The organism is Pantoea sp. JV6 (assembly GCF_025910055.1).
GTDB lineage: Bacteria > Pseudomonadota > Gammaproteobacteria > Enterobacterales > Enterobacteriaceae > Pantoea > Pantoea agglomerans.
Window position 1 is genome coordinate 177,788 of record NZ_JAPCIM010000012.1, and the last position, 24,120, is coordinate 201,907.

Annotated in this window: 25 protein-coding genes and 2 tRNA genes; 14 read left to right on the forward strand and 13 right to left on the reverse strand. The window is 55.4% G+C overall.

The genetic code is table 11. From position 1 onward, the window contains the following. Window positions 1-6 precede the first annotated feature (6 nt). Together uvrC and uvrY are read right to left on the reverse strand one after the other, a co-directional pair. On the reverse strand, window positions 7-1,839 hold the full coding sequence (uvrC, locus tag OK412_RS11140) for an excinuclease ABC subunit UvrC (protein WP_010246606.1): 1,833 nt from the start codon (window positions 1,837-1,839) through the stop codon (window positions 7-9). Beyond that, window positions 1,832-2,491, reverse strand: coding sequence for a UvrY/SirA/GacA family response regulator transcription factor (gene uvrY / locus OK412_RS11145; protein ID WP_010246608.1), 660 nt, complete (start codon window positions 2,489-2,491; stop codon window positions 1,832-1,834). Before uvrY ends, uvrC begins: the two co-directional genes overlap by 8 nt. Before the next feature lie 432 nt (window positions 2,492-2,923). Here uvrY and OK412_RS11150 point away from each other — a divergent pair, with 432 nt between their 5' ends. Beyond that, on the forward strand, window positions 2,924-3,148 hold the full coding sequence (locus OK412_RS11150) for a DUF2594 family protein (RefSeq protein WP_003849983.1): 225 nt from the start codon (window positions 2,924-2,926) through the stop codon (window positions 3,146-3,148). Between the two features lie 35 nt (window positions 3,149-3,183). Here OK412_RS11150 and OK412_RS11155 read toward each other — a convergent pair whose 3' ends face one another. The 3 genes from OK412_RS11155 to OK412_RS11165 all read right to left on the reverse strand — a co-directional run bounded on the left by OK412_RS11155 (window position 3,184) and on the right by OK412_RS11165 (window position 6,505). Next, window positions 3,184-3,795 carry an acyl-homoserine-lactone synthase gene (locus OK412_RS11155; RefSeq protein ID WP_029518973.1) on the reverse strand — a complete coding sequence of 204 codons (612 nt, stop codon included), beginning with the start codon at window positions 3,793-3,795 and terminating at the stop codon, window positions 3,184-3,186. 122 nt (window positions 3,796-3,917) lie between these two features. Beyond that, window positions 3,918-4,640 (reverse strand): transcriptional regulator SdiA, encoded by a 723-nt coding sequence (gene sdiA / locus OK412_RS11160; protein ID WP_022625907.1) that lies wholly within the window; start codon window positions 4,638-4,640, stop codon window positions 3,918-3,920. Window positions 4,641-5,809: 1,169 nt separating this feature from the next. After that, window positions 5,810-6,505 (reverse strand): extensin family protein, encoded by a 696-nt coding sequence (locus OK412_RS11165; RefSeq protein ID WP_010669801.1) that lies wholly within the window; start codon window positions 6,503-6,505, stop codon window positions 5,810-5,812. A gap of 286 nt (window positions 6,506-6,791) precedes the next feature. Here OK412_RS11165 and cycA point away from each other — a divergent pair, with 286 nt between their 5' ends. Beyond that, the gene (gene cycA / locus OK412_RS11170) at window positions 6,792-8,186 is read left to right on the forward strand and encodes a D-serine/D-alanine/glycine transporter (protein ID WP_022625909.1); all 1,395 of its coding nucleotides are present in this window, start codon (window positions 6,792-6,794) and stop codon (window positions 8,184-8,186) included. Between the two features lie 46 nt (window positions 8,187-8,232). On the opposite strand, the gene OK412_RS11175 is transcribed toward cycA, so the two are convergent. Then, window positions 8,233-9,207 (reverse strand): metal-dependent hydrolase, encoded by a 975-nt coding sequence (locus OK412_RS11175; RefSeq protein ID WP_061901596.1) that lies wholly within the window; start codon window positions 9,205-9,207, stop codon window positions 8,233-8,235. A 38-nt stretch (window positions 9,208-9,245) separates the two neighbouring features. Beyond that, on the reverse strand, window positions 9,246-9,881 hold the full coding sequence (gene rutR / locus OK412_RS11180; RefSeq protein WP_003849991.1) for an HTH-type transcriptional regulator RutR: 636 nt from the start codon (window positions 9,879-9,881) through the stop codon (window positions 9,246-9,248). Window positions 9,882-10,187: 306 nt separating this feature from the next. Here rutR and rutA point away from each other — a divergent pair, with 306 nt between their 5' ends. From rutA to rutG, 6 genes are read left to right on the forward strand one after another with little or no spacing between them, the layout of a single operon-like run. After that, window positions 10,188-11,279 carry a pyrimidine utilization protein A gene (gene rutA / locus OK412_RS11185; RefSeq protein WP_010669800.1) on the forward strand — a complete coding sequence of 364 codons (1,092 nt, stop codon included), beginning with the start codon at window positions 10,188-10,190 and terminating at the stop codon, window positions 11,277-11,279. Then, window positions 11,279-11,992 (forward strand): pyrimidine utilization protein B, encoded by a 714-nt coding sequence (rutB, locus tag OK412_RS11190; protein WP_010246624.1) that lies wholly within the window; start codon window positions 11,279-11,281, stop codon window positions 11,990-11,992. Before rutA ends, rutB begins: the two co-directional genes overlap by 1 nt. 20 nt (window positions 11,993-12,012) lie before the next feature. Further along, on the forward strand, window positions 12,013-12,408 hold the full coding sequence (gene rutC, locus OK412_RS11195; protein ID WP_031593547.1) for a pyrimidine utilization protein C: 396 nt from the start codon (window positions 12,013-12,015) through the stop codon (window positions 12,406-12,408). Continuing rightward, window positions 12,408-13,217: a pyrimidine utilization protein D gene (rutD, locus tag OK412_RS11200; protein ID WP_264353174.1), complete on the forward strand. Its 810-nt coding sequence runs from the start codon at window positions 12,408-12,410 to the stop codon at window positions 13,215-13,217. Before rutC ends, rutD begins: the two co-directional genes overlap by 1 nt. Window positions 13,218-13,236: 19 nt before the next feature. Then, window positions 13,237-13,752: an NADH-dependent FMN reductase RutF gene (gene rutF, locus OK412_RS11205; RefSeq protein WP_029518970.1), complete on the forward strand. Its 516-nt coding sequence runs from the start codon at window positions 13,237-13,239 to the stop codon at window positions 13,750-13,752. Window positions 13,753-13,798: 46 nt separating this feature from the next. Then, complete coding sequence (gene rutG, locus OK412_RS11210; protein ID WP_010669797.1) at window positions 13,799-15,127, forward strand: pyrimidine utilization transport protein G; 1,329 nt, start codon at window positions 13,799-13,801, stop codon at window positions 15,125-15,127. 4 nt (window positions 15,128-15,131) lie between these two features. Here the strand turns inward: rutG and OK412_RS11215 are convergent, their stop codons facing one another. Together OK412_RS11215 and OK412_RS11220 are read right to left on the reverse strand one after the other, a co-directional pair. Continuing rightward, the gene (locus OK412_RS11215) at window positions 15,132-16,046 is read right to left on the reverse strand and encodes a DMT family transporter (RefSeq protein ID WP_010669796.1); all 915 of its coding nucleotides are present in this window, start codon (window positions 16,044-16,046) and stop codon (window positions 15,132-15,134) included. A 96-nt stretch (window positions 16,047-16,142) separates the two neighbouring features. Continuing rightward, on the reverse strand, window positions 16,143-16,316 hold the full coding sequence (locus OK412_RS11220) for a general stress protein (protein WP_010246636.1): 174 nt from the start codon (window positions 16,314-16,316) through the stop codon (window positions 16,143-16,145). 300 nt (window positions 16,317-16,616) lie between these two features. Between OK412_RS11220 and wrbA the strand changes: the two genes are divergently transcribed. Genes wrbA through OK412_RS11235 form a run of 3 tightly spaced genes read left to right on the forward strand, consistent with a single transcriptional unit; the run spans window position 16,617 to window position 18,894 of the window. Then, window positions 16,617-17,216, forward strand: a complete 600-nt coding sequence (gene wrbA / locus OK412_RS11225) for an NAD(P)H:quinone oxidoreductase (protein WP_022625914.1) — start codon at window positions 16,617-16,619, stop codon at window positions 17,214-17,216. A gap of 20 nt (window positions 17,217-17,236) precedes the next feature. Continuing rightward, window positions 17,237-17,467 carry a YccJ family protein gene (locus tag OK412_RS11230; RefSeq protein ID WP_010669794.1) on the forward strand — a complete coding sequence of 77 codons (231 nt, stop codon included), beginning with the start codon at window positions 17,237-17,239 and terminating at the stop codon, window positions 17,465-17,467. A gap of 53 nt (window positions 17,468-17,520) precedes the next feature. After that, window positions 17,521-18,894 carry an NAD-dependent succinate-semialdehyde dehydrogenase gene (locus tag OK412_RS11235; protein ID WP_033771306.1) on the forward strand — a complete coding sequence of 458 codons (1,374 nt, stop codon included), beginning with the start codon at window positions 17,521-17,523 and terminating at the stop codon, window positions 18,892-18,894. Window positions 18,895-18,959: 65 nt separating this feature from the next. Here OK412_RS11235 and agp read toward each other — a convergent pair whose 3' ends face one another. From agp to OK412_RS11250, 3 genes are all read right to left on the reverse strand, one after another. Then, window positions 18,960-20,693 carry a bifunctional glucose-1-phosphatase/inositol phosphatase gene (agp, locus tag OK412_RS11240; protein WP_264353175.1) on the reverse strand — a complete coding sequence of 578 codons (1,734 nt, stop codon included), beginning with the start codon at window positions 20,691-20,693 and terminating at the stop codon, window positions 18,960-18,962. A gap of 271 nt (window positions 20,694-20,964) precedes the next feature. Continuing rightward, window positions 20,965-21,052 (reverse strand) — tRNA-Ser (locus tag OK412_RS11245). Window positions 21,053-21,119: 67 nt separating this feature from the next. After that, window positions 21,120-21,207 (reverse strand) — tRNA-Ser (locus OK412_RS11250). Between the two features lie 220 nt (window positions 21,208-21,427). Here OK412_RS11250 and yccA point away from each other — a divergent pair. Continuing rightward, window positions 21,428-22,081, forward strand: coding sequence for an FtsH protease modulator YccA (yccA, locus tag OK412_RS11255; RefSeq protein ID WP_003850014.1), 654 nt, complete (start codon window positions 21,428-21,430; stop codon window positions 22,079-22,081). Between the two features lie 104 nt (window positions 22,082-22,185). Beyond that, window positions 22,186-22,512, forward strand: coding sequence for a TusE/DsrC/DsvC family sulfur relay protein (locus OK412_RS11260; protein ID WP_010669791.1), 327 nt, complete (start codon window positions 22,186-22,188; stop codon window positions 22,510-22,512). On the opposite strand, the gene yccX is transcribed toward OK412_RS11260, so the two are convergent. After that, window positions 22,513-22,791 carry an acylphosphatase gene (gene yccX, locus OK412_RS11265; protein ID WP_010246647.1) on the reverse strand — a complete coding sequence of 93 codons (279 nt, stop codon included), beginning with the start codon at window positions 22,789-22,791 and terminating at the stop codon, window positions 22,513-22,515. A gap of 85 nt (window positions 22,792-22,876) precedes the next feature. Between yccX and rlmI the strand changes: the two genes are divergently transcribed. Further along, a complete protein-coding gene (gene rlmI, locus OK412_RS11270; protein ID WP_022625919.1) occupies window positions 22,877-24,067 on the forward strand; it encodes a 23S rRNA (cytosine(1962)-C(5))-methyltransferase RlmI in 1,191 nt (396 codons plus the stop codon). The last annotated feature ends 53 nt before the right edge of the window (window positions 24,068-24,120 follow it).

Here is a 24,120-nt window from a genome sequence, read left to right on the forward strand (position 1 = left end):
TCAATGCTAGTGTTTCAACGAGTAGTATATTTTTTCTGCCAGAGCATGTGAGATACCGGGTACATTGGCGATCTCCTCCACCGACGCGTTCATCAGCGGTTGCAGGCCCCCCATGTACTTAAGCAGTTGCTGACGCCGTTTCGGCCCCACCCCTTCGATGCTTTCCAGTGCGCTGGTGTTCTTTACTTTGGCCCGTTTTTTACGGTGGCCTGAAATGGCATGATTGTGAGCGTCATCACGAATATGCTGGATCACATGCAGCGCTGGTGCATCGGGTGGCAGCGAAACGCCCTCACCTTCCGCTTCAAAGAACAGCGTTTCCAGTCCGGCTTTACGATCGCTGCCTTTCGCTACGCCGAGTAAAATCGGCCGGCTTTTGTCCCAGGGCACATCCAGTTCCGCGAAGACCTGCTTCGCCTGAGACAGCTGGCCTTTACCGCCATCGATCAGAATCACATCCGGAATCTTATCTTCTTCTATGGCTTTACCATAACGGCGGCGTAACACCTGATTCATGGCGGCGTAGTCATCACCCGGCGTAATGCCGCTGATGTTGTAGCGACGATAATCGGCACGCAGCGGACCATTCTGGTCGAACACTACGCAGGAGGCGATGGTCTGCTCACCCATGGTATGACTGATATCGAAACACTCCATGCGTTTAATTTTGTCCAGCTCAAGAAACTCCGCCAGCGCCATCAGCCGCTGATGAATTGTGGAGTGCTGTGACAGACGCGTGGTTAACGCCGTCGCGGCGTTGGTGCGCGCCAGTTTGAGATAACGGGCGCGATCCCCGCGCGGCTTGCTCTGAATACTCACCCGACGTCCGGCCAGCTCACTGAGCGACTCAGCCAGCAGTTCACGCTCTGGCAAGGTGAAGTCCAGCAAAATATCGCCAGGCAGCGTACGTGCCTCGCTGCCCTGCAGGTAGAACTGCCCGACAAAGGTCTGAACGACCTCAGCCAGATCGGTATCGACGGGCACTTTCGGGAAGTAGCTGCGGCTGCCTAACACTTTGCCCTGACGGATAAACAGCACGTGGAGACAGGCCATGCCCGCTTCATAAGCCACACCCATCACATCAAGGTCATCACCCTGATTCGAGACAAACTGCTTTTCGGTGATCCGTCGCACAGCCTGAATCTGATCGCGCAGGCGTGCCGCCTCTTCAAAGCGCAGGCCCGTGCTCGCCTCTTCCATCCGTTTGACCAGCTGGTTAAGAACCTGATCGTCTTTACCCGCCAGGAACAAGCGCACGTAATCGGTCTGCTGTGCATACTCCTCCTCACTGACCAGTCCCGCGACACAGGGACCCAGACAGCGGCCAATCTGATATTGCAGACAGGGCCGGGAGCGATTGCGGTAGACGCTGTTTTCGCACTGGCGGATAGGGAAAACTTTTTGCAGCAGTCCCAGCGTTTCACGCACCGCATAGCCGTTGGGGAACGGGCCAAAGTATTCGCCTTTGGCATGCTTTGCACCACGGTGCATCGCCAGCCGCGGATGAGTATCGCTGCTAAGAAAGATGTAAGGGTAAGATTTATCGTCGCGCAGCAGCACGTTGTAGCGCGGCTGGTAGAGCTTGATGTAGTTATGCTCAAGCAGCAGCGCTTCGGTTTCGGTGTGGGTTACGGTGACATCGATGTGCTGGATATTACTAACCAGCGCTTCGGTTTTGCGGCTGCCGACCTGAGTGCGGAAGTAGCTGGTCAGACGCTTCTTCAGGTCTTTGGCTTTGCCCACATAGATGACGGTGCCTGAGGCGTCATACATGCGGTAAACACCGGGCTTGCTGGTTACCGTACTCAGAAAGGCTTTGGAATCAAAAACGTCATTCACTACTGATTAACGGCTCCGCATTATAGAGGCCATGTCGAATGGCCAGATGCGTTAACTCTACGTCGCCACTGATATTCAGCTTGCTGAACATCCGGTAGCGGTAACTGTTAACGGTTTTAGGACTGAGATTTAACTGCTCGGAAATTTCCGTCACCTTTTGTCCACGGGTGATCATCAGCATAATCTGCAATTCCCTTTCCGACAAACAGCTGAAGGGGGATTCCGCTTTTTGTGGCTCAATCTGGCTCAGCGCCATCTGCTGGGCGATATCTGAAGCGATGTAGCGCTGTCCGGCATTGACCGAGCGAATCGCATTGATCACCTCCTGCGGCGCAGCCCCTTTACTGAGGTAGCCTGCAGCCCCCGCCTGCATCACTTTCGCAGGCAGCGGATTTTCCGTGTGAATGGTCAGCATGATGATTTTGATATCGGGATTGTAACGCACGATTTTCCGCGTCGCCTCCAGTCCACCGATGCCCGGCATGTTCATATCCATGAGGATCACATCAACCTGATTGGCACGGCACCACTTAGCGGCATCCTCGCCACAGTTGACCTCTCCGACCACGGCCAGACCTTTGACATCCTCCAGGATGCGACGGATTCCGGCACGGACAAGTTCATGGTCATCAACAAGAAGCACACTGATCAACGGGGAAACTCCAGAGGCTAAAAAAAGAGGAATCAATTAACGAATACAGGCGATAATCATACCCGCTTTTACCTCAAAAGCACATCAACAAAGCAAAACAGTCGACGCTTCGCATAACGATTTCCAGCCCCGTGCAGCCAGCAATAACAGAGATTTCTTACAACCGACAGGCGTACTGAATAATCCTTAAACTCTTACTATTTCATGGTATTAACACCAGACTTTGCTGTGCCTTATCGCTGCAGGCCCTTGTGATATCTGGCCCGGCAACACCTGTAATTACTTTCAGCGATTGATTAGTTGTACTGGAGAAACCAGCTGTTTATAGCGAAGCGAACCGGCTGCTCCAGCAACTTACTGACCCTGTGATATACTCACGCACTGCTGTTCGGACAGATTGCCGACACATTGTCATTCACCAAGGAGAAACGCATGAGCGATGAAGATTTTGCAACTTCGCAGGAAGCCCGGAAATTAGCGGATGAAATCGCGGGTCTGAAGATGATGATCACCCTGATCCTGAAAGGTATGGGCCAGGCTGATGCCGGCAAAGTGATTATCAACATGGAACGCTATGTACAGACGCTGGGCGACAAGCCTCAGGCGGAAGTATTCAGCAATACCATTAAGCAGATCAAAACAGCCTACCGTCAGTAAGCTTGCTTGCCCCCACAGCCGCGGGGGCAAATTAATTAACTGTGCGCCTGCCAGTTAACCGAAACGCCCAGCGTAGGCAGCACCTCTTCCGGACTAAAGCGCCGCGTTCCCCGATACTTTTCAGCCAGCGCTGGCTGAACCACCGGAATACGGATCGCAAACAGATTATCTTCTGACAGAATAAGTCCCGGCGTCAGCGGCTCATACACCACCTGATGCTCTTCAAACATCTTCTCCAGCATCGGCGTTGCCGAACTGATGATGTATTCCATACCGTTCAATTCTGCCAGCTGCACGGCGTGCCAGAGAATATTCAGTGGCAGTTCAGCGTCCACATCCAGCCGTGCCGAGAAGCGCGACATTTCCCACACTTTCTCATGGCTGAAAGGCAGTACGATGCCTTCACTCAGTTCAGGTTCGAACCAGGGCATCAGACGCGCACAGCCGCTGATGCCCTCCCGCGCATTCCATGCGATCAGCCAGGTGACATCTGAACGATCGTAGCGATCATATTCCTGTCCTGGCGTGCTCAGACGTGGCGGAATTGACCACCCTTCGCCGCGCGCAAAGACGCTGTATCGGTAGCTGCCGAGTTCGGCAAGCAAAGAGGATGGCATATCCTTTAATTGCGTTTGCACTATTTTCATCATGCGCCTCTGACATCCCCATGTTTGCAATGATTTCTTTGCGCCAGCCTGGCAAAGTCCCGGCGCAGAATAGACAACAGACCTGTGCAAAGGAACAGCGAAATGTAGCCGTTGCTTAATGTTCAGATCAGTCCGATTGCCGCTGCATAGCAGGCAATCTGCGTTTTATTGGAAACATTGAAACGCTTTTGCATATTTTTTTGGTGAAAGTTAACGGTATGTTCAGAGATGGATAAAATAAGTGAAATTTCGACCGCCGTTTTTCCTTCGGCTGTCCATTTCAAAATTTCCAGCTCGCGCTGACTAAACTCTTTTTTTAGTACCATCATTGCATCATCGCTAAAGCGTTCCAGCGTATCCAGACTTAGTTCCGCTAAAAGGTGTAGTTTCACCTCCAGCTCAGCATGGCAGAGCTGGACAGAAATGGGCTGTTGCGACGATATAGATAATATACCAATGACGCGATTTGGTGCCATTGCAGAGCAAGAAAATCCGCTCTGCAGCCCATATTCTCTCGCCTCACGCCACAAATTGCCGGCGTCAGCGAACAGTTCCTCCGTCCACGCCATGCCTCTGCCCGGTCGCTGACACAACCTGAGCACCGGATCGACAGCGTAATAATTCTGCTTCTCATAGCGTTTAACCCATAGTTTGGGATAGGTGCTATGTAAATGAATACGCGGTCGGGTAAAAGGCACCGGGTGCTGAATCAAAAAGGCAAAATAATCGAAGCCTAATGATTCAATAAATTGTTGCAATAACGGCTTCAATTCAGAAGAAACCGTTAATGCCTGAAATTGTTCTTTCGCCTCAGCTCGCCAGGCGAAATAATTTTCAGTGCTCATATTGCCTCAGCGTTAATTTCACTCGCCCTTCCGGTAATATTCATTCGGATTCATCGGATAAAATAAATTTGCAGAAGAAAATTAATTTATCGTTCAGGACGAATCTGTCGCGATCTACAGCGCATTTAACCTTTCACCGTTGGAGCGGAGTGAAAAAGTGTTCCTGCCTTTACAAGGTGAGGCCGATCACAGCAATTTCAATCACCCCAGGAGAATAAGATTTTTCTGATAGGATTTCAATCCCTGACCTCCAGTGCAATTTTATCTCAGACCCGAAACGTCTGCTGAAAATATTGAATCGCGATGCTGATTGTTGGGTAAATAACGAGTAAACAAGGCGTTAATTACTCCGTTATAAGCGAAGCGGCAGTGACAAATTTCTGACATATTTTTTATCAGGAAATAAGCCCGGCTCTCTCTTTGCAGCATCAGGACCGGTTTCGTCAGACGACCCCTCAGCCCCTGTGGCGTCTGTTGAGACAGCTAACCGGCATGCTGCCCGCGCCACGCGCTTGCCGGTGAAAGACCTGTCCCGGTTTTCAGTGGCAGCCCTGTAAGCGTAACGATGTGCTGTTTAATAAACCTTTTCTGGTCTTCCCTGCCCGACCATGCTCTGTGCCCGTCGATTCACATGCTGCTGTGGTTTATCGACTTATCTGACTGCGAATACCTGATCCAGGACAGCGCGTCCGTAAAAGTCGCCTTTACTTACTCTGCTGTCTGACCGCAATACGTGGCGGAGATCACTATTTATGGCGTAATGCTCAACACTGACTCTATTTTAATCAGTTAAATCACTTTCCCGATAGTCACGCAACTAAATCATATGAAAATAAATTTGCAGGAAAAATCCGTTCTTTTCTCAATCACGCACGCTTTATTTATGCGATACCTTTCCCTTATTTCTGCCAGCGCAACCGTGAAATAATTTCATCATGCCGCCAGCAGGCGCTGAGCAAATGAGGCTGAGAATCTGCACATGGGTTTTATCCCGCAGGCATCGTTTTATTCTTACAGATGGCCCTGAAATCGGCTTTTTTATGCGCATCCTGACCTGTTGTCAGACTATTTCAGTAAGGGTTCAGGTTCAGCAATGATAACTGGATGGGTTTTACTGGCACCATAAGAACATTTCTTAATCAAACACGGTATTAATCCTGTCTGATGATTTATCGGCAGTAGCCTGCACCACGCATACCCAGATGAAAATGTGAGGCGTGAGCGGCGTTATAGTCCGGCCCCAGCGCATTGCCGAATACCTCACAGCCGCCACGCCACAGCGTATGAAGCATTGCCGCTTTTTCTTCCGGCTGTTGCCAGTGACGACTGACCTCAAGCCGCTGACCATCAGCCAGCTGAAAGCCTGTCACATCCCAGGCATCGGCGGTGGCATGTTCACTGAGCCGCCCCTGGGCACGATGATAAATATTACGGCAGGCGTAACTGCCGACATGCGTAATTCGTACCAGTGGACTGTGCATCTCTCTGGCGGTCTGTTCACGACTGCGCAGAGCATACATGGTGCTGGCGACGGCCATAGGACAGCTGGCCAGAAAGCTGCTGCTGAGGCTGACCGGGCCAAATTTCTGAACCCGCAGCGGATGACTGAGCGGACAGTGACCCGTGACGTCCGGACGCTCGCTGAAGCTGACCCAGCCCGCCTGTTGAGCGCGGCGCATCACCGCCAGACATGCGTCAGGATCGCTGGCCAGCCTTTTCATCTTAATCTGCGTCATCCAGCCCGGCGGATCGGTAACAGAGAGTGGCGTAAAGGGATTAAACTGCGGCGGCAGATGCTGCTTAAGCCAGGGTAAGCTGACCCATCCCAGCGCAAGCAATAGCAAAAACAGGATAAGCGTGCGCATAGTCCCTCTCGCAGCATGATGATTAGCAAACAAAAAGTGTAGAAGCGCATCGCCCTTCACGCCGCCTGACTGACATAACGTGATGAATAATTACCCAGGCTGACGAAGGTTTGAACAAAATCGCGCTTTATTGCCGCTTCCGGGACGGCAGGCATCACAATTGGTAAAAAAGCGTTACCCGATTCCGGCTCTCTTCCTCTATCTTATGCCGACTTGCCCTCAGGCAGACGCCTTGACTAACAGCCAGCAGAGCTGAACACAACATCACGACAGGAAAGACAATTCTATGGTTGATCAATCTAAAGAAACCGCAAGCACCCACGAGACGCCCGATAAACTCCAGCGCAATCTGCACAATCGTCACATCCAGCTGATCGCCATTGGTGGCGCTATCGGTACCGGCCTGTTTATGGGTTCCGGTAAAACCATCAGCCTGGCTGGCCCCTCGATCATTTTCGTCTATATGATCATCGGTTTTATGCTGTTCTTTGTGATGCGCGCCATGGGGGAGCTGCTGCTCTCCAACCTTGAGTACAAATCCTTTAGCGATTTTGCCGCTGATCTGCTTGGCCCGTGGGCCGGCTACTTTACCGGCTGGACCTACTGGTTCTGTTGGGTGGTAACTGGCATTGCCGACGTGGTGGCAATCAGCGCCTATTTCCAGCTCTGGTTTCCGGGCTTCTCGATCTGGATGAGCGCCCTGCTTTGCGTGGTGGTTTTTCTGGCGCTCAATATTGCCACCGTCAAGCTGTTTGGCGAGATGGAGTTCTGGTTTGCGATCATTAAAATCGTCGCCATTGTGGCACTGATCGTAACCGGGATTGTGCTGGTATCGATTCACTACCCCTCACCGGGCGGCGGCACAGCGTCACTCAGCAACATCTGGGATCACGGCGGCATGTTCCCGAAAGGCCTCAGCGGCTTCTTTGCCGGCTTCCAGATTGCGGTGTTTGCCTTTGTCGGCATTGAACTGGTGGGCACGGCAGCGGCTGAAACCCACAATCCGCATAAAGTGTTACCGCGCGCGATTAATGCGATTCCGTTGCGGGTCATTATGTTTTACGTGCTGGCGCTGATGGTGATTATGGCGGTAACGCCCTGGACCCAGGTGATGGCCGATCGCAGTCCGTTTGTTGAGATGTTCGTTCTGATTGGTCTGCCTGCGGCTGCGAGTATCGTTAACTTTGTGGTGCTGACTTCTGCCGCCTCCTCAGCCAACAGCGGCATCTTCTCCACCAGCCGTATGCTCTATGGCCTGTCGCAGCAGGGTGTGGCCAGCCGCGCCTTTGGCCGACTCTCTGCCCGTGCGGTGCCGACTACCGGCCTGTTTTTCTCCTGCCTGTGCCTGCTGATTGGTGTGGCGTTGATCTACCTGATCCCGGATGTAATGAAGGTCTTCACGCTGGTGACCACCGTCTCGGCCATTCTGTTTATGTTCGTCTGGACCATCATTCTGTGCAGCTATCTGGCCTACCGTAAAAAGCATCCGCAGCGCCATGCGGAGTCGGCATTTAAGATGCCGCTGGGCAAATTCATGTGCTGGGTCTGCATGGCATTCTTCGCATTTGTGCTGGTGCTGCTGACGCTGCAGGAAGATACGCGCCAGGCGCTGATGGTTACGCCACTCTGGTTTGCCCTGCTGGGTGTGGGCTGGATGCTGCGTAATCGTCGTAGCCGCTAATCGGTAATATCATGAACAAAGCCCGGTCAGATGACCGGGCTTTTTTTTACAGGCGATCGCCCAGCGCAGAGAAAATGGCGGATAAAGAGGGGCGTTCATTAGGTAAGCGCTGCGGCCGGGGATCGGGCTGCTGAGGCGTGCCCAGACCAAAGGTGAAGGTATACTTATCGCCTTCGCCCATGCGCAGGTCGGCAATCGTCGTCTGACCGTCCTGCTCACGCAGCGCGTAGAAGCCGTGGCTGAACCAGGCGACACGTTCTGCATACCAGCTGCCCCGAAAGGCGTCGAACAGTTCAGGATGACGCGGATACCACGCCACCTGCAGTGGCCGTGAGGGCGACAACAGCGACCAGTAAACTTCGCCATAGCGATCCGGCGTCATAATCACGCTGCGCCATACCAGCGTATTAAAGGCCGTGGGCGTCACCAGCACTTTATTGTCCGGAATACCCTGCTCCGCCAGCGACGCTCTGATCTGCCAGCCTGCGACGCCCTGAATCACCACGCTCCAGACCAGATAAAGGGTACTCAGCATCAGCCCGAGCCGGTTTCCGCGCAGCCCTTTATCACTGCGCCGCCAGAGCGCGACGCCCAGGCCTGCCAGCAGCGGCAGCGTATAGAGTGGATCGACGATGTAGATACTGCCGATGGCATAAGGATAATCGGTGATCGGCAGGCCAAGCTGGGTGCCATACACCGTCATCAAATCGAGCAGCGGATGGGTAATCAGCGCTAGCCAGATGGCAGGCCACCATGCTGCCCACTTCACCCGCTGACGAAACAGACCTGCCACCAGCCATGCAATCAGTGGCGAGAGCAGCGTGAGCCAGAGCAGCGCATGCGTTTCCGTGCGATGCAGGGTCATGTTGCGTATCGCATCGCCATGATCAAGAAAGACATCGAGATCGGGTAAGGTGCCGCAGACGCCGCCCACCAGCGCGGCCTGCCAGACCGGCACCCGACGTCCCATCACTGCGACACTGACTGAGGCACCCAGCACCAGCTGCGAAACAGAATCCATTGATTAACTCCGTACCTGAACCGTGGATGTATCCTGAATTAGCGTACGCGAATCCCTTCGATGATCATGCGCTGCACGTTATCAACAGCCTGATCGAAAAACGCCGGATCGCTGAGCGTCTGGCCGGTAACGGCCTCAACCTGAGTGGCAAAATCGGCGTAATGCTGCGTGGTGGCCCACAGCATAAAGATCAGATGCTGCGGCTGTACGCCCGCCAGTCGTCCTTCATCAATCCAGCGTTCAATAATTGCCGCTTTGTCATCTACCAGCTGCTTAAGATCGCCTGCCAGCTCCCCTTTCAGAAGCGGAGCACCCTGCAGCATCTCCAGACAGAAGAGCCGGGAAGCCTGAGGATGATCGCGCGACACTTCCAGCTTCAGCCGGATGTAGCGACGAATCGCGACCAATGGATCCTGATCGTGCGCCAGCGCGCGCAACGGTGCCAGCCAGACATCCAGAATCTGCTTAAGCACTGCCACATAGAGCACTTCTTTAGAGGGAAAATAGTAGAGCAAATTGGTTTTAGAGACATCGGCCAGCTCGGCCACCTTATCGAGGCTGGTGCCGTGAATGCCAAACTGTGAGAAGAAGGTCAATGCCGCTTCCAGTATGGCGGCCCGCTTCGCTGCGACCGCACGCGAACGTCGCGTTGGCTTTTTTTCATCGGTATTCACACGTTTACCTCATCCTTCTGGTGTCAGCGCATCATAGCAAAGGGATTCATCGCTGCCCAATCCGCGCTCTGCACCTTTTTTGCTCAGCCTGCATGGAAAACGTGCAGCGAATTTTGACCAGACGGTCTGAAATGGACCAGTTACTCCACTTACCTCTTTCGGGTTAATTTTAACTCACTGTTATTTAAAACAATAAAAAAAGTGGCACACAGTTTGCAGAATTGTGACTGAGCGCGGCCCACACGGACGATGCAGGATGCAGTGCAGCGCGTGAAACACCTTTCCCCCATCGCAACGAGGTTTCACATGAAGATAGGCGTCTTTATTCCGATTGGTAACAATGGCTGGCTGATTTCGTCCAATGCGCCGCAGTACATGCCGACTTTTGAACTGAACAAAGCGATCGTGCTGAAAGCAGAGCATTACCATTTCGATTTTGCGCTCTCGATGATCAAACTGCGCGGCTTCGGCGGAAAAACCGAGTTCTGGGATCATAACCTCGAATCGTTCACCCTGATGGCAGGCCTGGCCGCCGTGACATCACGCATTGAGATCTACGCCACCGCCGCCACCCTGACGCTGCCTCCGGCGATTGTGGCGCGCATGGCGTCCACCATCGATTCCATTTCAGGCGGTCGCTTTGGCGTCAACCTGGTGACCGGCTGGCAGAAGCCGGAATATGAACAGATGGGAATGTGGCCTGGCGATGAGTACTTCAGCAGCCGCTACGCTTATCTGACCGAATACGTTACCGTGCTGCGCGACCTGTGGGGCACCGGAAAATCGGACTTTAAAGGTGAGTTCTTCACCATGAACGACTGCCGGGTGAGTCCGCAGCCGCAGCGCCCGATGAAGGTGATCTGCGCCGGACAGAGCGATGCCGGTATGGCCTTCTCTGCTCAGCACGCCGATTACAACTTCTGCTTTGGTAAAGGTGTTAACACGCCTGCCGCGTTCAGCTCTACCTCGATTCGCATGAAGCAGGCCGCTGAAAAAGCGGGCCGCGATGTCGGCTCCTATGTGCTGTTTATGATCATCGCTGCTGAAACGGACGAAGAAGCGCGGGCGAAGTGGGAACACTACAAAGCCGGTGCGGATGAAGAGGCGCTCTCCTGGCTCACCACTCAGAGTCAGCAGGACACCAAATCGGGCAGCGACACCAACGTGCGCCAGATGGCGGATCCGACCTCGGCAGTCAATATCAATATGGGCACCCTGGTGGGGTCGTATGCCAGCGTGGCGCGGATGCTGGATGAGGTTGCGCAGGTCGAAGGCACCCACGGCGTGCTGCTGACGTTTGATGACTTCCTGCAGGGTATCGAGAACTTCGGGCAGCACATTCAGCCGCTGATGGCCTGTCGCAGCGCCCTGCTCGACGCACAGCAGGAGGTGGCATGATGGCTACCGTTTATTGTGCTCACACGCCGGATGTTCCCCAGGTTGAACTACCGGCGCGGCCAGAGCCGATCGCCTTTCCGCCTGGCCAGACCGCGCTGATTGTCGTGGATATGCAGAACGCCTACGCCACTGAAGGCGGCTATCTCGATCTGGCGGGCTTCGATGTTTCCGCCACCAAGCCGGTGATTGCGAAAATCCATCAGGCGGTGACGGCGGCCCGTGCGGCAGGCGTTCAGATCATCTGGTTCCAGAACGGCTGGGACAGTGACTATGTAGAAGCGGGCGACGCCGGTTCCCCCAATTTCCACAAATCGAATGCCCTGAAAACCATGCGTAAACGGCCTGAACTGCAGGGGTCGCTGCTGTCGAAAGGCGGCTGGGATTACGCGCTGGTCGATGAACTGGTGCCACAGCCCGGTGACATCGTGCTGCCGAAATCGCGTTACAGCGGCTTCTATAACACCCCGCTCGACAGCATGCTGCGCAGCCGCGGGATCCGTCATCTGATGTTTACCGGCATCGCGACCAACGTCTGCGTTGAATCGACGCTGCGCGACGGCTTCTTTTTGGAGTACTTCGGCGTGGTGCTGGAAGACGCCACTTATCAGGCCGGCCCGCCCTTTGCTCAGCAGGCTGCCCTGTTCAATATCGAAACCTTTTTTGGCTGGGTATCGGATGTCGATACCTTCTGCGAAAGCCTGAATGCCCGCTAATCCACGATAAGGACGACGCTATGCCGAAAAGTATTATTGTTCCGCCAGGCACCACCACCCCCATCGCCCCGTTCGTTCCCGGCACGCTGGCGGATGGCGTGGTCTATGTCTCGGGTACGCTGCCGTTTGATGCTGACAACAACGTGGTGCATGTGGGTGATGCCGCAGCGCAGACCCGCCACGTGCTGGAAACCATTAAAAAGGTGATTGAGACCGCCGGTGGCAGCATGACCGATGTGACGTTTAATTCGATTTTTATCACCGACTGGTCGAACTACGCCGCGGTGAATCAGGTTTATGCCGAATACTTTCCCGGCGAAAAACCGGCGCGCTTCTGTATTCAGTGCGGTCTGGTCAAGCCTGACGCGCTGATTGAGATCGCCAGCGTGGCGCACATCGGCAAAGCGGAGGTCTGATGCAGCTGGATATTCTGGGTCTGCAAAATCCCGAGGCACCGACACTGGTGCTCTCATCCGGTCTGGGCGGCGTGGCGGGTTTCTGGCAGCCGCAGCTGGCCGCGCTAACGGCACGCTATCGGGTGGTGACCTATGACCAGCGCGGCACCGGTCGCAGCGCTGACAGCCTGCCGGAAGGCTACAGCATGGCGATGATGGCGTCAGAACTGGCCGCCGCGCTGGCGCAGCACGGCATCCTGCGCTTCAGCCTGATCGGTCACGCACTGGGCGGTCTGGTGGGGATGCAGCTGGCACTGGATTATCCGGATCGGATCGAACGGATCGTGGTAATCAATGGCTGGCTGACGCTGCATCCCCATACCCGTCGCTGCTTTCAGGTGCGTCAGGACCTGCTGCTCAACGTCGGCGTCGAGGCATTTGTCCGCGCTCAGCCGCTGTTTCTCTATCCTGCGGAGTGGATGGCACAGCATCAGACACGGCTGGATCAGGAAGATGGCCATCACGTCGCACATTTTCAGGGGATGGAAAATCTGATGCGGCGGCTGCACGCCCTGATGAGCGCCGACTTCAGCGCGCGGGCTGCTGCCATTCCACAACCGGTGCTGGTGATCGCCAGCCAGGACGATCTGCTGGTGCCATGGAGCTGCTCAACTGAGCTGGCCGCGGCCCTGCCCAATGCGACTGAACAGATGATGGCCTGGGGCGGCCACGCCATGAGCGTCACCGCCCCCGAAAACTTTAATGCCCTGCTGCTGCAGTGGCTGGATCAGACTGATGACGTGCAGCCGCTGCAGCGCGTCGTCGGATAACCTTTTCGCGGAGAACACGATGAGCCTGGATACCCTTACCCCTGCCGTTGAGAAAACTGAGTTTCGTAATGCGATGTCGCGGCTCGGTGCTGCGGTCAACATCATCACCACTGAAGGCCCGGCCGGACGCGCAGGCTTTACGGCCTCGGCGGTGTGCAGCGTCACGGATTCGCCGCCGACGCTGCTGGTCTGCCTTAACCGCTCTGCCTCGGTTTACCCGGTGTTCCGCGAAAACATGCAGCTCTGCGTCAATACGCTGGCGGCGGGCCATGAAACGCTCTCCAATCTGTTCGGCGGCAAAACGCCAATGGCTGATCGTTTTATTGCCGCTGAGTGGTCAACGGCCGTGACCGGCTCGCCGGTGCTGAGCGGCGCCGTCGCGTCCTTTGACTGCCGCATCACTCAGATTGTCAGCGTCGGTACGCATGACACGCTGTTCTGCGAAGTCGTGGGATTAGTGCGCAATGATGACACCCACGGTCTGGCGTGGTTTGACCGGGGATACCATCCCCTGTTGCGGCAGGATGCCTGTTAACGCTTCCCTGAATCCCACCGGCATTCATAACGCTCTGGAGTAGACGATGGCACGATCCTGGTTTCCGCAATGGCAAAAGAAGTCGGCATTAACAGAAAACGGTATTATCGCCCCGGATGAGACCCTGCCTCTGGGGCAGACGCTGGTGCTGGGTTTACAGCACGCGGTGGCGATGTTTGGCGCAACGGTGCTGATGCCCCTGCTGATGGGGCTGGATCCCAATCTGGCCATTCTGGTCTCGGGTATAGGCACGCTGCTGTTCTTCTTTATCACCGGCGGTCGGGTGCCCAGCTATCTCGGGTCGAGCGCTGCCTTTGTCGGCGTGGTCATTGCGGTAACCGGCTTCAGCGGTCAGGGGCTGAATCCCAATCTCAGCGTGGCGCTGGGCGGCGTGATCGCCTGCGGCCTGCTCTACACGCTGATTGGTCTGGTGGTGATGAAGTCCGGCACGCGCTGGATTGAAAATCTGATGCCGCCGGTCGTGACCGGTGCGGTGGTGATGGCTATCGGGCTGAATCTGGCCCCGATTGCGGTTCACAGCGTCTCCGCCTCGTCATTCGACAGCTGGGTTGCGGTGATGACCGTGCTCTGCATTGGTCTGGTAGCGGTATTTACCCACGGGATGATTCAGCGACTGCTGATTCTGGTCGGCCTGATTCTGGCCTGGGCGATCTATGCGCTGCTGACCAACGGTCTGGGGCTGGGTAAGCCGGTCGATTTTACCCTGCTGTCACAGGCCGCCTGGTTTGGCCTGCCGCACACCACCGCTCCCACCTTTGATCTGCAGGCGATGGTGCTTATCGCCCCGGTGGCGATCATTCTGGTGGCTGAAAACCTCGGGCATCTGAAAGCGGTGGCGGGCATGACCGGACGCAATCTCGATCCTTACATGGGACGCGCTTTTGTTGGCGATGGCCTGGCCACCATGCTCTCCGGCTCGATCGGCGGCAGTGGCGTCACCACCTATGCCGAAAATATCGGGGTGATGGCGGTGACCAAAGTCTACTCTACGCTGGCGTTTGTCGCCGCGGCGGTCATCGCCATCCTCGCCGGTTTCTCGCCGAAGTTTGGTGCGCTGATCCACACTATTCCGGCCCCGGTGATTGGCGGCGCATCCATTGTGGTGTTCGGGCTGATTGCGGTAGCGGGTGCCCGCATCTGGGTACAGAACCATGTTGATTTAGGCCAGAACAGTAACCTGATCATGGTGGCGACCACACTGGTGCTCGGTGCCGGTGATTTCGCGCTGAAAATCGGTTCTTTCACGCTGGGGGGTATCGGTACCGCCACCTTTGGCGCGATTATCCTCAATGCGATTCTGCGCCGACGCAGTGCGGCAAAGCAGGACAAGCCCCTGGCGCGACAGCAGGGTTAACGACCTACTCCAGCGGTGTGGCAGCAGGCTGCACCGCTTTTTTTCGTTTCAGCCGCAGCTCACTGACGATCACCCCGCAGACGATCAGCGCGCCGCCCAGCAACGCCAGCGCAGGCAGTCGCTCACCCGCAATACGCCCCACGACGCCGGCCCAGACTGGTTCCCCGGCATAAATCACCGTAGCGCGGGTCGGCGAAACGCTGCGTTGCGCCCAGTTCATGGTGACCTGAATCAGGGCGCTGGCCGCACCCAGCCCCAGCGCGCTGAGCAGCAGCGGCGTTGAGATGGCAGGCACCGTTTCCCCATTGGGGATCATCAGACCAAAGGCGCACAGCGACGCCACCGCCAGCTGGATCAGGGTCACACGGCGCACATCGACCTTACCGGCATAGCGGCTGATTAAGATGATCTCGGCGGCGATCGCCAGGGTACTGATCAGCGTCGCTATTTCACCTGCATTCAGAGTGATGCGACCATCCTGCGGCCCGGCCACCAGCAGCAGGCCGGTAAACGCCAGTACAATCCCCAGCCACGACATCAATCCCGGCGGACGGCGCAGAAACAGCCATTGCAGCAACGGCACGACAGGGACATAGAGCGCGGTGAGAAAGGCGGACTGACTGCTGGAGATGGTCTGCATTCCCCACGTCTGAAGACCATAGCCCCCGGCGATCGACAGGCCAATCAGCGCACCCGCTTTCACCTCCAGCCAGGTCATGCCTGCCAGATAGCGGCGGAAAAAGAGCGCCAGCAGCAGCGCGGCGGTGGCAAAACGCAGGCCGACAAAGAAAAACGGGCCGGAGTGCTGCATCGCACGATGCACCACCAGAAAGGTGCCGCCCCAGATCATGGTGATGAAAAGTAATACCAGCTCCTGCCGCGTCAGGCGCAGGGTTAAACCGCGGAGTGTGTCCGACATAATTCACCTGATGATGTGTCCGGACAATATTGTGGGGAGAGCGAGGGGGAAAAGCAACGACGTTAACCGCCGGTCTCAACCGGCGGCAGTGTGGGGTTATGCGTCCGGTTTTTTAGGGCTGCTGCGTCCCCCTTTCTCCCCGGCGCGCGCGGCGCGCTGCGGATCGTTTTTAAAATTACCGCCGCTGTTTTTTCCCCCTTTACGTCCCGCTTCTGCGGCACGTTCACGGTTTTCAGCAAAATTTCCAGAACCCCCACGATGTGTTGTCATGATTTGCTCCTGTCGCGTAGTGCGATAATTAAGAATTAAAAACAGAGGGCTGACGGCCCGAAACGCGAGCTCAGCCCATGTTTAAATAATAGCCAGATTATCCTTTCACTCGTCCGCCAGTCACATTTAGCAACAGAGTAATCACCAGAAATTTGGCTAAACAACGAACACTCTGCCGACTTACAACCGATTAGCTGCTGATTTATTGCCCGACTCCTCCGTTCCGGCTTCGGCATCGCCTGCGTAAAACGAAAGCTCTTCTATACTTTTTCTGGACGTCAAAACCATCTGGAGAGATCAATGGCTAAGATTCTGGTGCTCTACTATTCGATGTACGGACATATCGAAACAATGGCGAACGCGGTTGCAGAAGGCGCTCGTCGGGTTCCCGGCGCGGAAGTGGATATCCTGCGGGTACCAGAAACGATGGAGGCCGATCGCTTTGCACAGGTGGGTGGCAAAACCGATCAGCAGGCGGCAGAAGCCACGCCTGAGGTGCTGCCGCACTATGACGCGATTATCGTCGGTACTCCGACCCGCTTCGGCAACATGGCCGGACAGATGCGGACATTCTGGGATCGCACCGGCGGACTCTGGGCGTCAGGCGCGCTGTTTGGCAAGGTTGCCAGCGTCTTTACCTCAACCGGCACCGGCGGCGGTCAGGAACAGACCATCACGTCTGTCTGGACCACCCTGGCGCATCACGGCATGGTGATTGTGCCAATCGGCTACGGAACCAAAGAGTTGTTCGATATTTCACAGGTTCGCGGTGGCACGCCTTATGGTGCGACGACGCTGGCGGGCGGCGATGGTTCGCGTCAGCCTACCGAAGCGGAACTGAATATCGCCCGTTTTCAGGGCGAACATGTTGCCGGACTGACCGTCAAACTGCAGGACTGATTTAATCAAAGGAGAAAAGTATGTCTACTGAACAATCAAAAGCACATCACGTTGGCGAATGGGCAAGTCTGCGTCATACCTCCCCTGAAATTGCCGAGGCCATTTTCGAAGTGGCTAACTACGATGAAAAACTGGCAGAAGAGATTTGGCGTCAGCAAGGCAGTGATGACGTGCTGATTCGCGCCTTTGAAAAAACCGATAAAGATCTCCTGACCTGGGATGACAAGCCCGTAGAACGTAAGAACGTCTGATTCAGGGGCGGGACTTTCCCGCCCTCAATTTTTAGCTCACCAAGGAGTACGCTATGTCTTCCTATCAAAGCATTAATCCCGCAAACAACCAGTTGCTGAAAAGCTGGCCGTCACACGATGAAGCCGCCGTCAGCCATGCCCTCGAAGTGGCCGATCGCCTTTTCCATTCTTCATGGAGCAAAGGTGATATTCAGCCGCGTCTGCAGGTACTGAAAAAACTGGCTGACCTGATTGATAGCCGCGCGGAAGAACTGGCCACCATCGCCAGTAAAGAGATGGGTAAACTGATTGGTCAGAGCCGCGGAGAAGTGAAAATCTGCTCGCAGATTGCCCGCTACTACGCAGAGAATGCGGAACGTATTCTGCAGCCGCAGTCCTATCCCAGCGATCTGGGCGAAGCCTGGGTTGAGTATCACCCGATTGGCGTTTTAGTTGCCGTCGAGCCGTGGAATTTCCCTTACTATCAGCTGATGCGCGTGCTGGCACCTAATCTGGCGCTGGGTAACCCGGTGCTGGCAAAACATGCCAATATCGTGCCGCACTGTGCCGATGTCTTTGAGAAGCTGGTTCGTGAAGCGGGTGCGCCTGAAGGGGCCTGGACTAACCTGTTCATCTCCACCGATCAGGTCGCCGATCTGATTGCTGACGACCGCGTACAGGGTGTCGCCCTGACTGGTTCCGAGCGCGCGGGCAGCGCCGTGGCTGAGCAGGCCGGTAAGCATCTTAAGAAATCGACGCTGGAGCTGGGTGGCAATGACGTGTTTGTGGTGCTGGATGATGCCGATCTCGACGAAGCGGTACGTCAGGGTGTGCAGGCTCGCCTCAGCAACTGCGGCCAGGTCTGTACCGCCGCAAAACGTTTTATTCTGCATGAGAAGATTGCCGATCGCTTTATCAGCCAGTTCAGCGCCGCGCTGAGTTCTGCCACGCTGGGCGATCCGCTGGATGAAAAGACCACGCTTGGCCCGCTCTCCTCCGCTGACGCGCGTGATCGCCTGGTGAAACAGGTAGACGAAGCCGTCGCCAATGGCGCAAAACTGGTCACGGGCGGCAAAGCCGTTGAAGGTGCAGGTTGCTATTATCAGCCAACCATTCTCACTGGCATTACTCCGGATAATCCCGCCTATTATCAGGAGTTCTTCGGTCCGGTCGCGCAGGTTTATGTCATAGGTGACGATCAGGCGGCTGTGGCGCTGGCGAACGACTCTCACTATGGTCTGGGCGGCTCGGTCTGGACACGCGATATTGCACGCGGTCGTAAACTGGCCTCTGCCATTGAAACCGGCATGGTGTTTATCAACTCTCAGAGCGACACCTCAGCGGAGCTGCCCTTTGGTGGCGTGAAACGTTCAGGTTATGGCCGTGAGCTGTCTGATCTGGGCATCAAAGAGTTTGCTAACCAGAAACTGGTGGTCGTGGCGGGTTAATCGCCTTACAGCCATAAAAAAACCCCGTCTCGACGGGGTTTTTTATTATCAGCCGGATAGCACGATTACTGTGTTGCCACAGCTGCTGACTTTGATTCGTCGTTGTGCGCTGTTGCAGGCGTGTTCGAGGCCTTAGCCTGGTCAGCCGCACCTTTATCGGCACTGGCTGATTTCGCTGCCGCGTTGTCCGCTTTCGCTTTCTCAGCGGCGGCTTTATCCGCTGCTGCCTTGTCCGCTTTTGCCTTCTCAGCGGCGTCTTTATCGGCTGCTGCCTTGTCCGCTTTTGCCTTCTCGGCTGCAGCTTTATCGGCTGCTGCTTTTTCAGCCGCAGCTTTATCGGCTGCTGCCTTGTCCGCTTTTGCTTTTTCAGCGGCGGCTTTATCGGCTTCAGACTTCTCAGCGGCAGCTTTATCGGCGTCAGCCTTCTCTTTCGCCGCGGTCGCTTTATCCGCTTCAGCCTTATCAGCAGCAGCGTCATTGGTCGCTGCGGCTTTCGCACTGTCGTCGTCAGACTGGGCTGCCGGTTGTGGTGCCGCCGCTGGCTGCATTGGCGTGCCCTGCAGCGCAGCATTCAGCACCTGAGAGAACTGATCCCAGCTGCAATAGCCGTTTGCATCGGTCTCACAACCCGCCAGTTGCAGCGTAACGCGCTTCGGTGGGTTCTTCAGGCTCAGCACGTCTGCGTTGCGCAGCTGATCGGCGCTCTGATAGACATACTCAACTTTGAGCAGGTCTTTATCATTTTTGGCATCATGCCAGCGTTCGAAAACAACCTGACCGCCAATCGGCGTTTTTTCGAAGGTATCAGGCAGTTCATAAGGCTTGACCTGCAACGCGCTCAGCAGCGAGGCGATGTTTGAGTCATGGCCTACCATCAGCGTAATTTTAGGCGCGTTGGCTTTGTCCTGATCCACTAACTGACTGCGGATGTAGTCCACCAGCGGTGCCGCCACTTCACGGGAAATGTCCGGGCTGGTAAACAGCGCGTCCTGGTAACCATTTTTAATCGCTGACAGCTCTTTCCACTGCTCAGGTGTTTTGATCTGGCCCCATGCAACCTGATCCAGCGGGAAGCCTTCGTAATATTGCAGCGTGAACGCATCCATCAGGGAATTCCCCGTTTTCAGCGGGCCACTGACATTCGGTTCTTTACCATTTTCAGCGCTGAAGGTGTTCTGACCACTGCTGAGGTCGCACTGCTTTTTATTGTTGCAGGCAGGCGATGCTTTGTAGTCGACAATCTTTTCCAGGCGCTGGAAGGCAGGCTTCAGCGACAGTTTTTCATTCGCAGCGGCCATCTCAGCCAGCGCTTTCTTATTGAATGCTTCACTGCCATCTGTAATAACCGGATTGAAGATAGGATCCATGGAGCCCATTTCATCCTGATGAGAAACAGCGACGTCACAGCCCGGGAAGGCGCCATTAACAAAGAACTGGGCGGTGGCCACAGTGCGCTGCAGGCTGTTGGCGTAAACAAAGACGTTATTGCTGTCAGGACAGCTGCCGTTCTTCACCAGGCCCTGCTGTGCCAGCCACTGACGGGTGTAGTTACCCATGTAGACTTCCAGCACACCACCTTTGGTGGTCAGCTGTCCGCCGGGAACATCCCACTGCGGCCAGCTCTTTTTGGTCGACTGCGCCAGCACGCTGCCATTATCAGCCAGCGGTGCACGCAGATTGTGACGACTTAACATCAGCACCTGTTGCAGCTGCATATCACCCTCAGCAGCAAATGCTACCGTTCCGACCGGCAATGCAGCGAGCACTGACAATGCGCAAAGACTCAGTTTCTTGATCATTGTGCCTATTCCATTCATTCAGTAAAGAAACACTCTGGCTATCAACCCATTAGCTCGCCTCAGAGCGATGTAATCAACAGTGTAACTCAGCTCGCCTCAGAAAAGCGCCAGATGTTTGCAAAAACGGTGAGTGGACTATAGCAGAGATGCACCGGAGAGATGAATGCGCAGCCACGTGTCACAGAGAGTGGCACGCTTTTTTCGGACAGGAAGAAGTAACAGAGAGAGCAGAAACGAAACAGGCCAGCACTGCGTGCTGGCCTGTAAAATGTGGCGGAGGAGGAGAGATTCGAACTCTCGGATGGTTTCCCATCGGCGGTTTTCAAGACCGCTGCCTTAAGCCGCTCGGCCACCCCTCCGTTTTGAAACTGTACTGCATTGGCAAAACATTTATTTTTGCCGCTTTATTGCCCAGGGCAGATAAAGTGGCGGAGGAGGAGAGATTCGAACTCTCGGATGGTTTCCCATCGGCGGTTTTCAAGACCGCTGCCTTAAGCCGCTCGGCCACCCCTCCGCAATGACGCGCACTATAAACACCCCGTTTAGGGATGTAAAGCACCTATCTGTCTATTCGCCTGAAAAACAGCCAGATTGTGATTTTTCGGTGTCAAAATCGCCACTCTGCTCAAACAATTAGCAGTTTAGCGCGTAAAGAAGGGTAAAACGCCTTTTCCCTCTTTAATGGCCTGCGTATTCTCGGCACATATTTGGTGTTCTGCTTAAAGGAGCGCAACATGGAAAGAATTGTCACCTCATCGCAGTCCTCACTGCTGTCTACGCACAGAGTTCTGCGCAATACCTATTTTCTTCTCGGACTGACCCTGGCCTTCTCGGCCGTTACGGCTACCGCCAGCACCCTGCTGGCCCTGCCTGCGCCGGGTTTAATCCTGATGCTGGTTGGCTTCTATGGCTTAATGTTTTTAACCTACCGTCTGGCTAACAGCCCGATGGGCATCCTGGCCGCTTTTGCCTTTACCGGCTTCCTGGGTTATTGCCTGGGGCCTATCCTGAGCTCATTCTTAACCGCAGGCATGGGTGACGTGATAGCGCTGGCGCTGGGCGGCACGGCGCTGGTGTTCTTCTGCTGTTCGGCCTACGTGCTGACCACCCGTCGTGATATGTCCTTCCTCGGCGGCATGATGATGGCAGGTTTCGTTGTGTTGCTGGTTGCTGTGGTAGCCAACATCTTCCTGCAGCTGCCTGCATTGCATCTGGCCATCAGCGCCCTGTTCATTCTGTTTTCAGCCGGTGCGATTTTGTGGGAAACCAGCAACATCATTCACGGTGGCGAAACCAACTACATCCGGGCGACGGTCAGCCTCTATGTTTCGCTCTATAACATCTTTGTCAGCCTGCTGAGCCTGCTGGGGTTTGCCCGCAGTAACTAATCCGCAGTGACAGTAGCCTGTAAAACCCCGCTTCGGCGGGGTTTTTGCTTTTACTGCCCGCCAGGTTTGATAAACTGCGCCGTCATTTACTAAGAGGATGTCACGTGAATTTTAACGGTAACGAAATCGCCGTCGATGCCGAAGGCTATCTGAAGCATCCCGGCGACTGGAGTGAAGCACTGGCTGTCCACATCGCTGAGCAGGAAGGCCTGACCCTGACTGAAGCACACTGGGAAGTGGTCCATTTTGTGCGCGCCTTTTATCTGGAATATAACACCTCACCCGCCGTGCGAATGCTGGTGAAGGCGATGGCGCAGAAATATGGCGAAGAGAAAGGCAATAGCCGCTATCTGTTCCGCCTGTTCCCTGAAGGGCCGGCTAAACAGGCGACGAAAATCGCCGGCCTGCCTAAACCGGCGAAATGTCTGTAATTAACCGGTCGTAAAATCGCGGGGCGGCTCTGCGGGCTGGTGCGGCTCCACCAGCACCTTTTCAACGCGCGCGCTGCGTGGCCCGCCCGCTTTAAGCCAGGCGATCAGCGCATCGACCTGCTCCGCCTCACCCCAGGCCAGCACCTCGACACTGCCGTCATCCAGATTTCGCGCATAGCCCAGTACGCCCAGCGTCCTGGCTTCTGCCTGAGTACTGTAACGAAACCCGACGCCCTGGACGCGGCCATGAACCCATGCTTTAAAACAGGCTGCTGACATTATTCTCTCCTGCTGCTGTTCGTTGCAATTTCCCGTTATCCACCGGACAATGGCGCCTCATTTTTTCAGGTAAGCATAGCAAACTATGACAGTCAGATTGATTCTCGCAAAGGGACGTGAAAAGTCCCTGCTCCGTCGCCATCCATGGGTCTTTTCAGGTGCCGTTGCGCGTCTGGAAGGTAAAGCGCAACTGGGTGAAACCATTGACGTTTGTGACAGCAACGGTAAATGGCTGGCTCGCGCCGCTTATTCACCCGAGTCGCAGATCCGCGCCCGCGTCTGGAGCTGGCAGGCCGATGAATCCATCGATATCGCCTTCTTTGTCCGCCGGTTTGAACAGGCGCAGCAGTGGCGCGAATGGCTGGCGGCCCGCGATGGTCTGGACAGCTATCGCCTGATCGCTGGTGAATCTGATGGTTTACCGGGCGTCACCATTGACCGCTTTGGCAACTTTTTAGTAATGCAGCTGCTCTCAGCAGGCGCAGAATATCAGCGTGCAGCGATCATCACCGCCCTGCAGCACTGTTTCCCTGGCTGCGCCATCTATGACCGTTCTGACGTCGCCGTTCGTAAGAAAGAGGGGCTGGCGCTGACGCAGGGCACCGTTACCGGTGAACTGCCACCGCCGCTGCTGCCGATTACCGAACATGGCATGAAGCTGCTGGTGGATATCCAGGGCGGTCACAAAACCGGCTATTACCTTGATCAGCGTGATAGCCGTCTCGCCACGCGTCGTTACGCGCAGGATGCCCGTGTCCTTAACTGCTTCTCTTACACCGGCGGATTCGCGGTTTCTGCGCTGATGGGTGGCTGTAAAGAAGTGATCAGCGTGGATACCTCCCAGGAGGCGCTGGACGTTGCCCGTCAGAACGTTGAACTCAATGAGCTGGATCTCTCCCGCGCGCAATTTGAGCGTGATGATGTTTTCAAACTGCTGCGCCGTTATCGGGACAGTGGCGAGAAATTTGATCTGATCATTATGGATCCGCCAAAGTTCGTCGAAAACAAAAGCCAGTTGATGGGCGCCTGTCGCGGCTATAAAGACATTAATATGCTCGCCATTCAGTTACTGAATCCGGGCGGCGTATTAATGACCTTCTCCTGCTCCGGTCTGATGGCCACCGATCTGTTCCAGAAGATCATCGCCGATGCCGCGCTGGATGCGGGCCGTGAAGTGCAGTTTATTGAGCAGTTCCGCCAGGCCGCAGATCATCCGGTGATCGCCAGCTATCCGGAAGGTCTCTACCTGAAAGGTTTCGCCTGCCGCGTCATGTGACTTGAAAAAACGGCTCCTGCCCCCATATTGGTAAGAGAGCTTTTTTTCGGAGG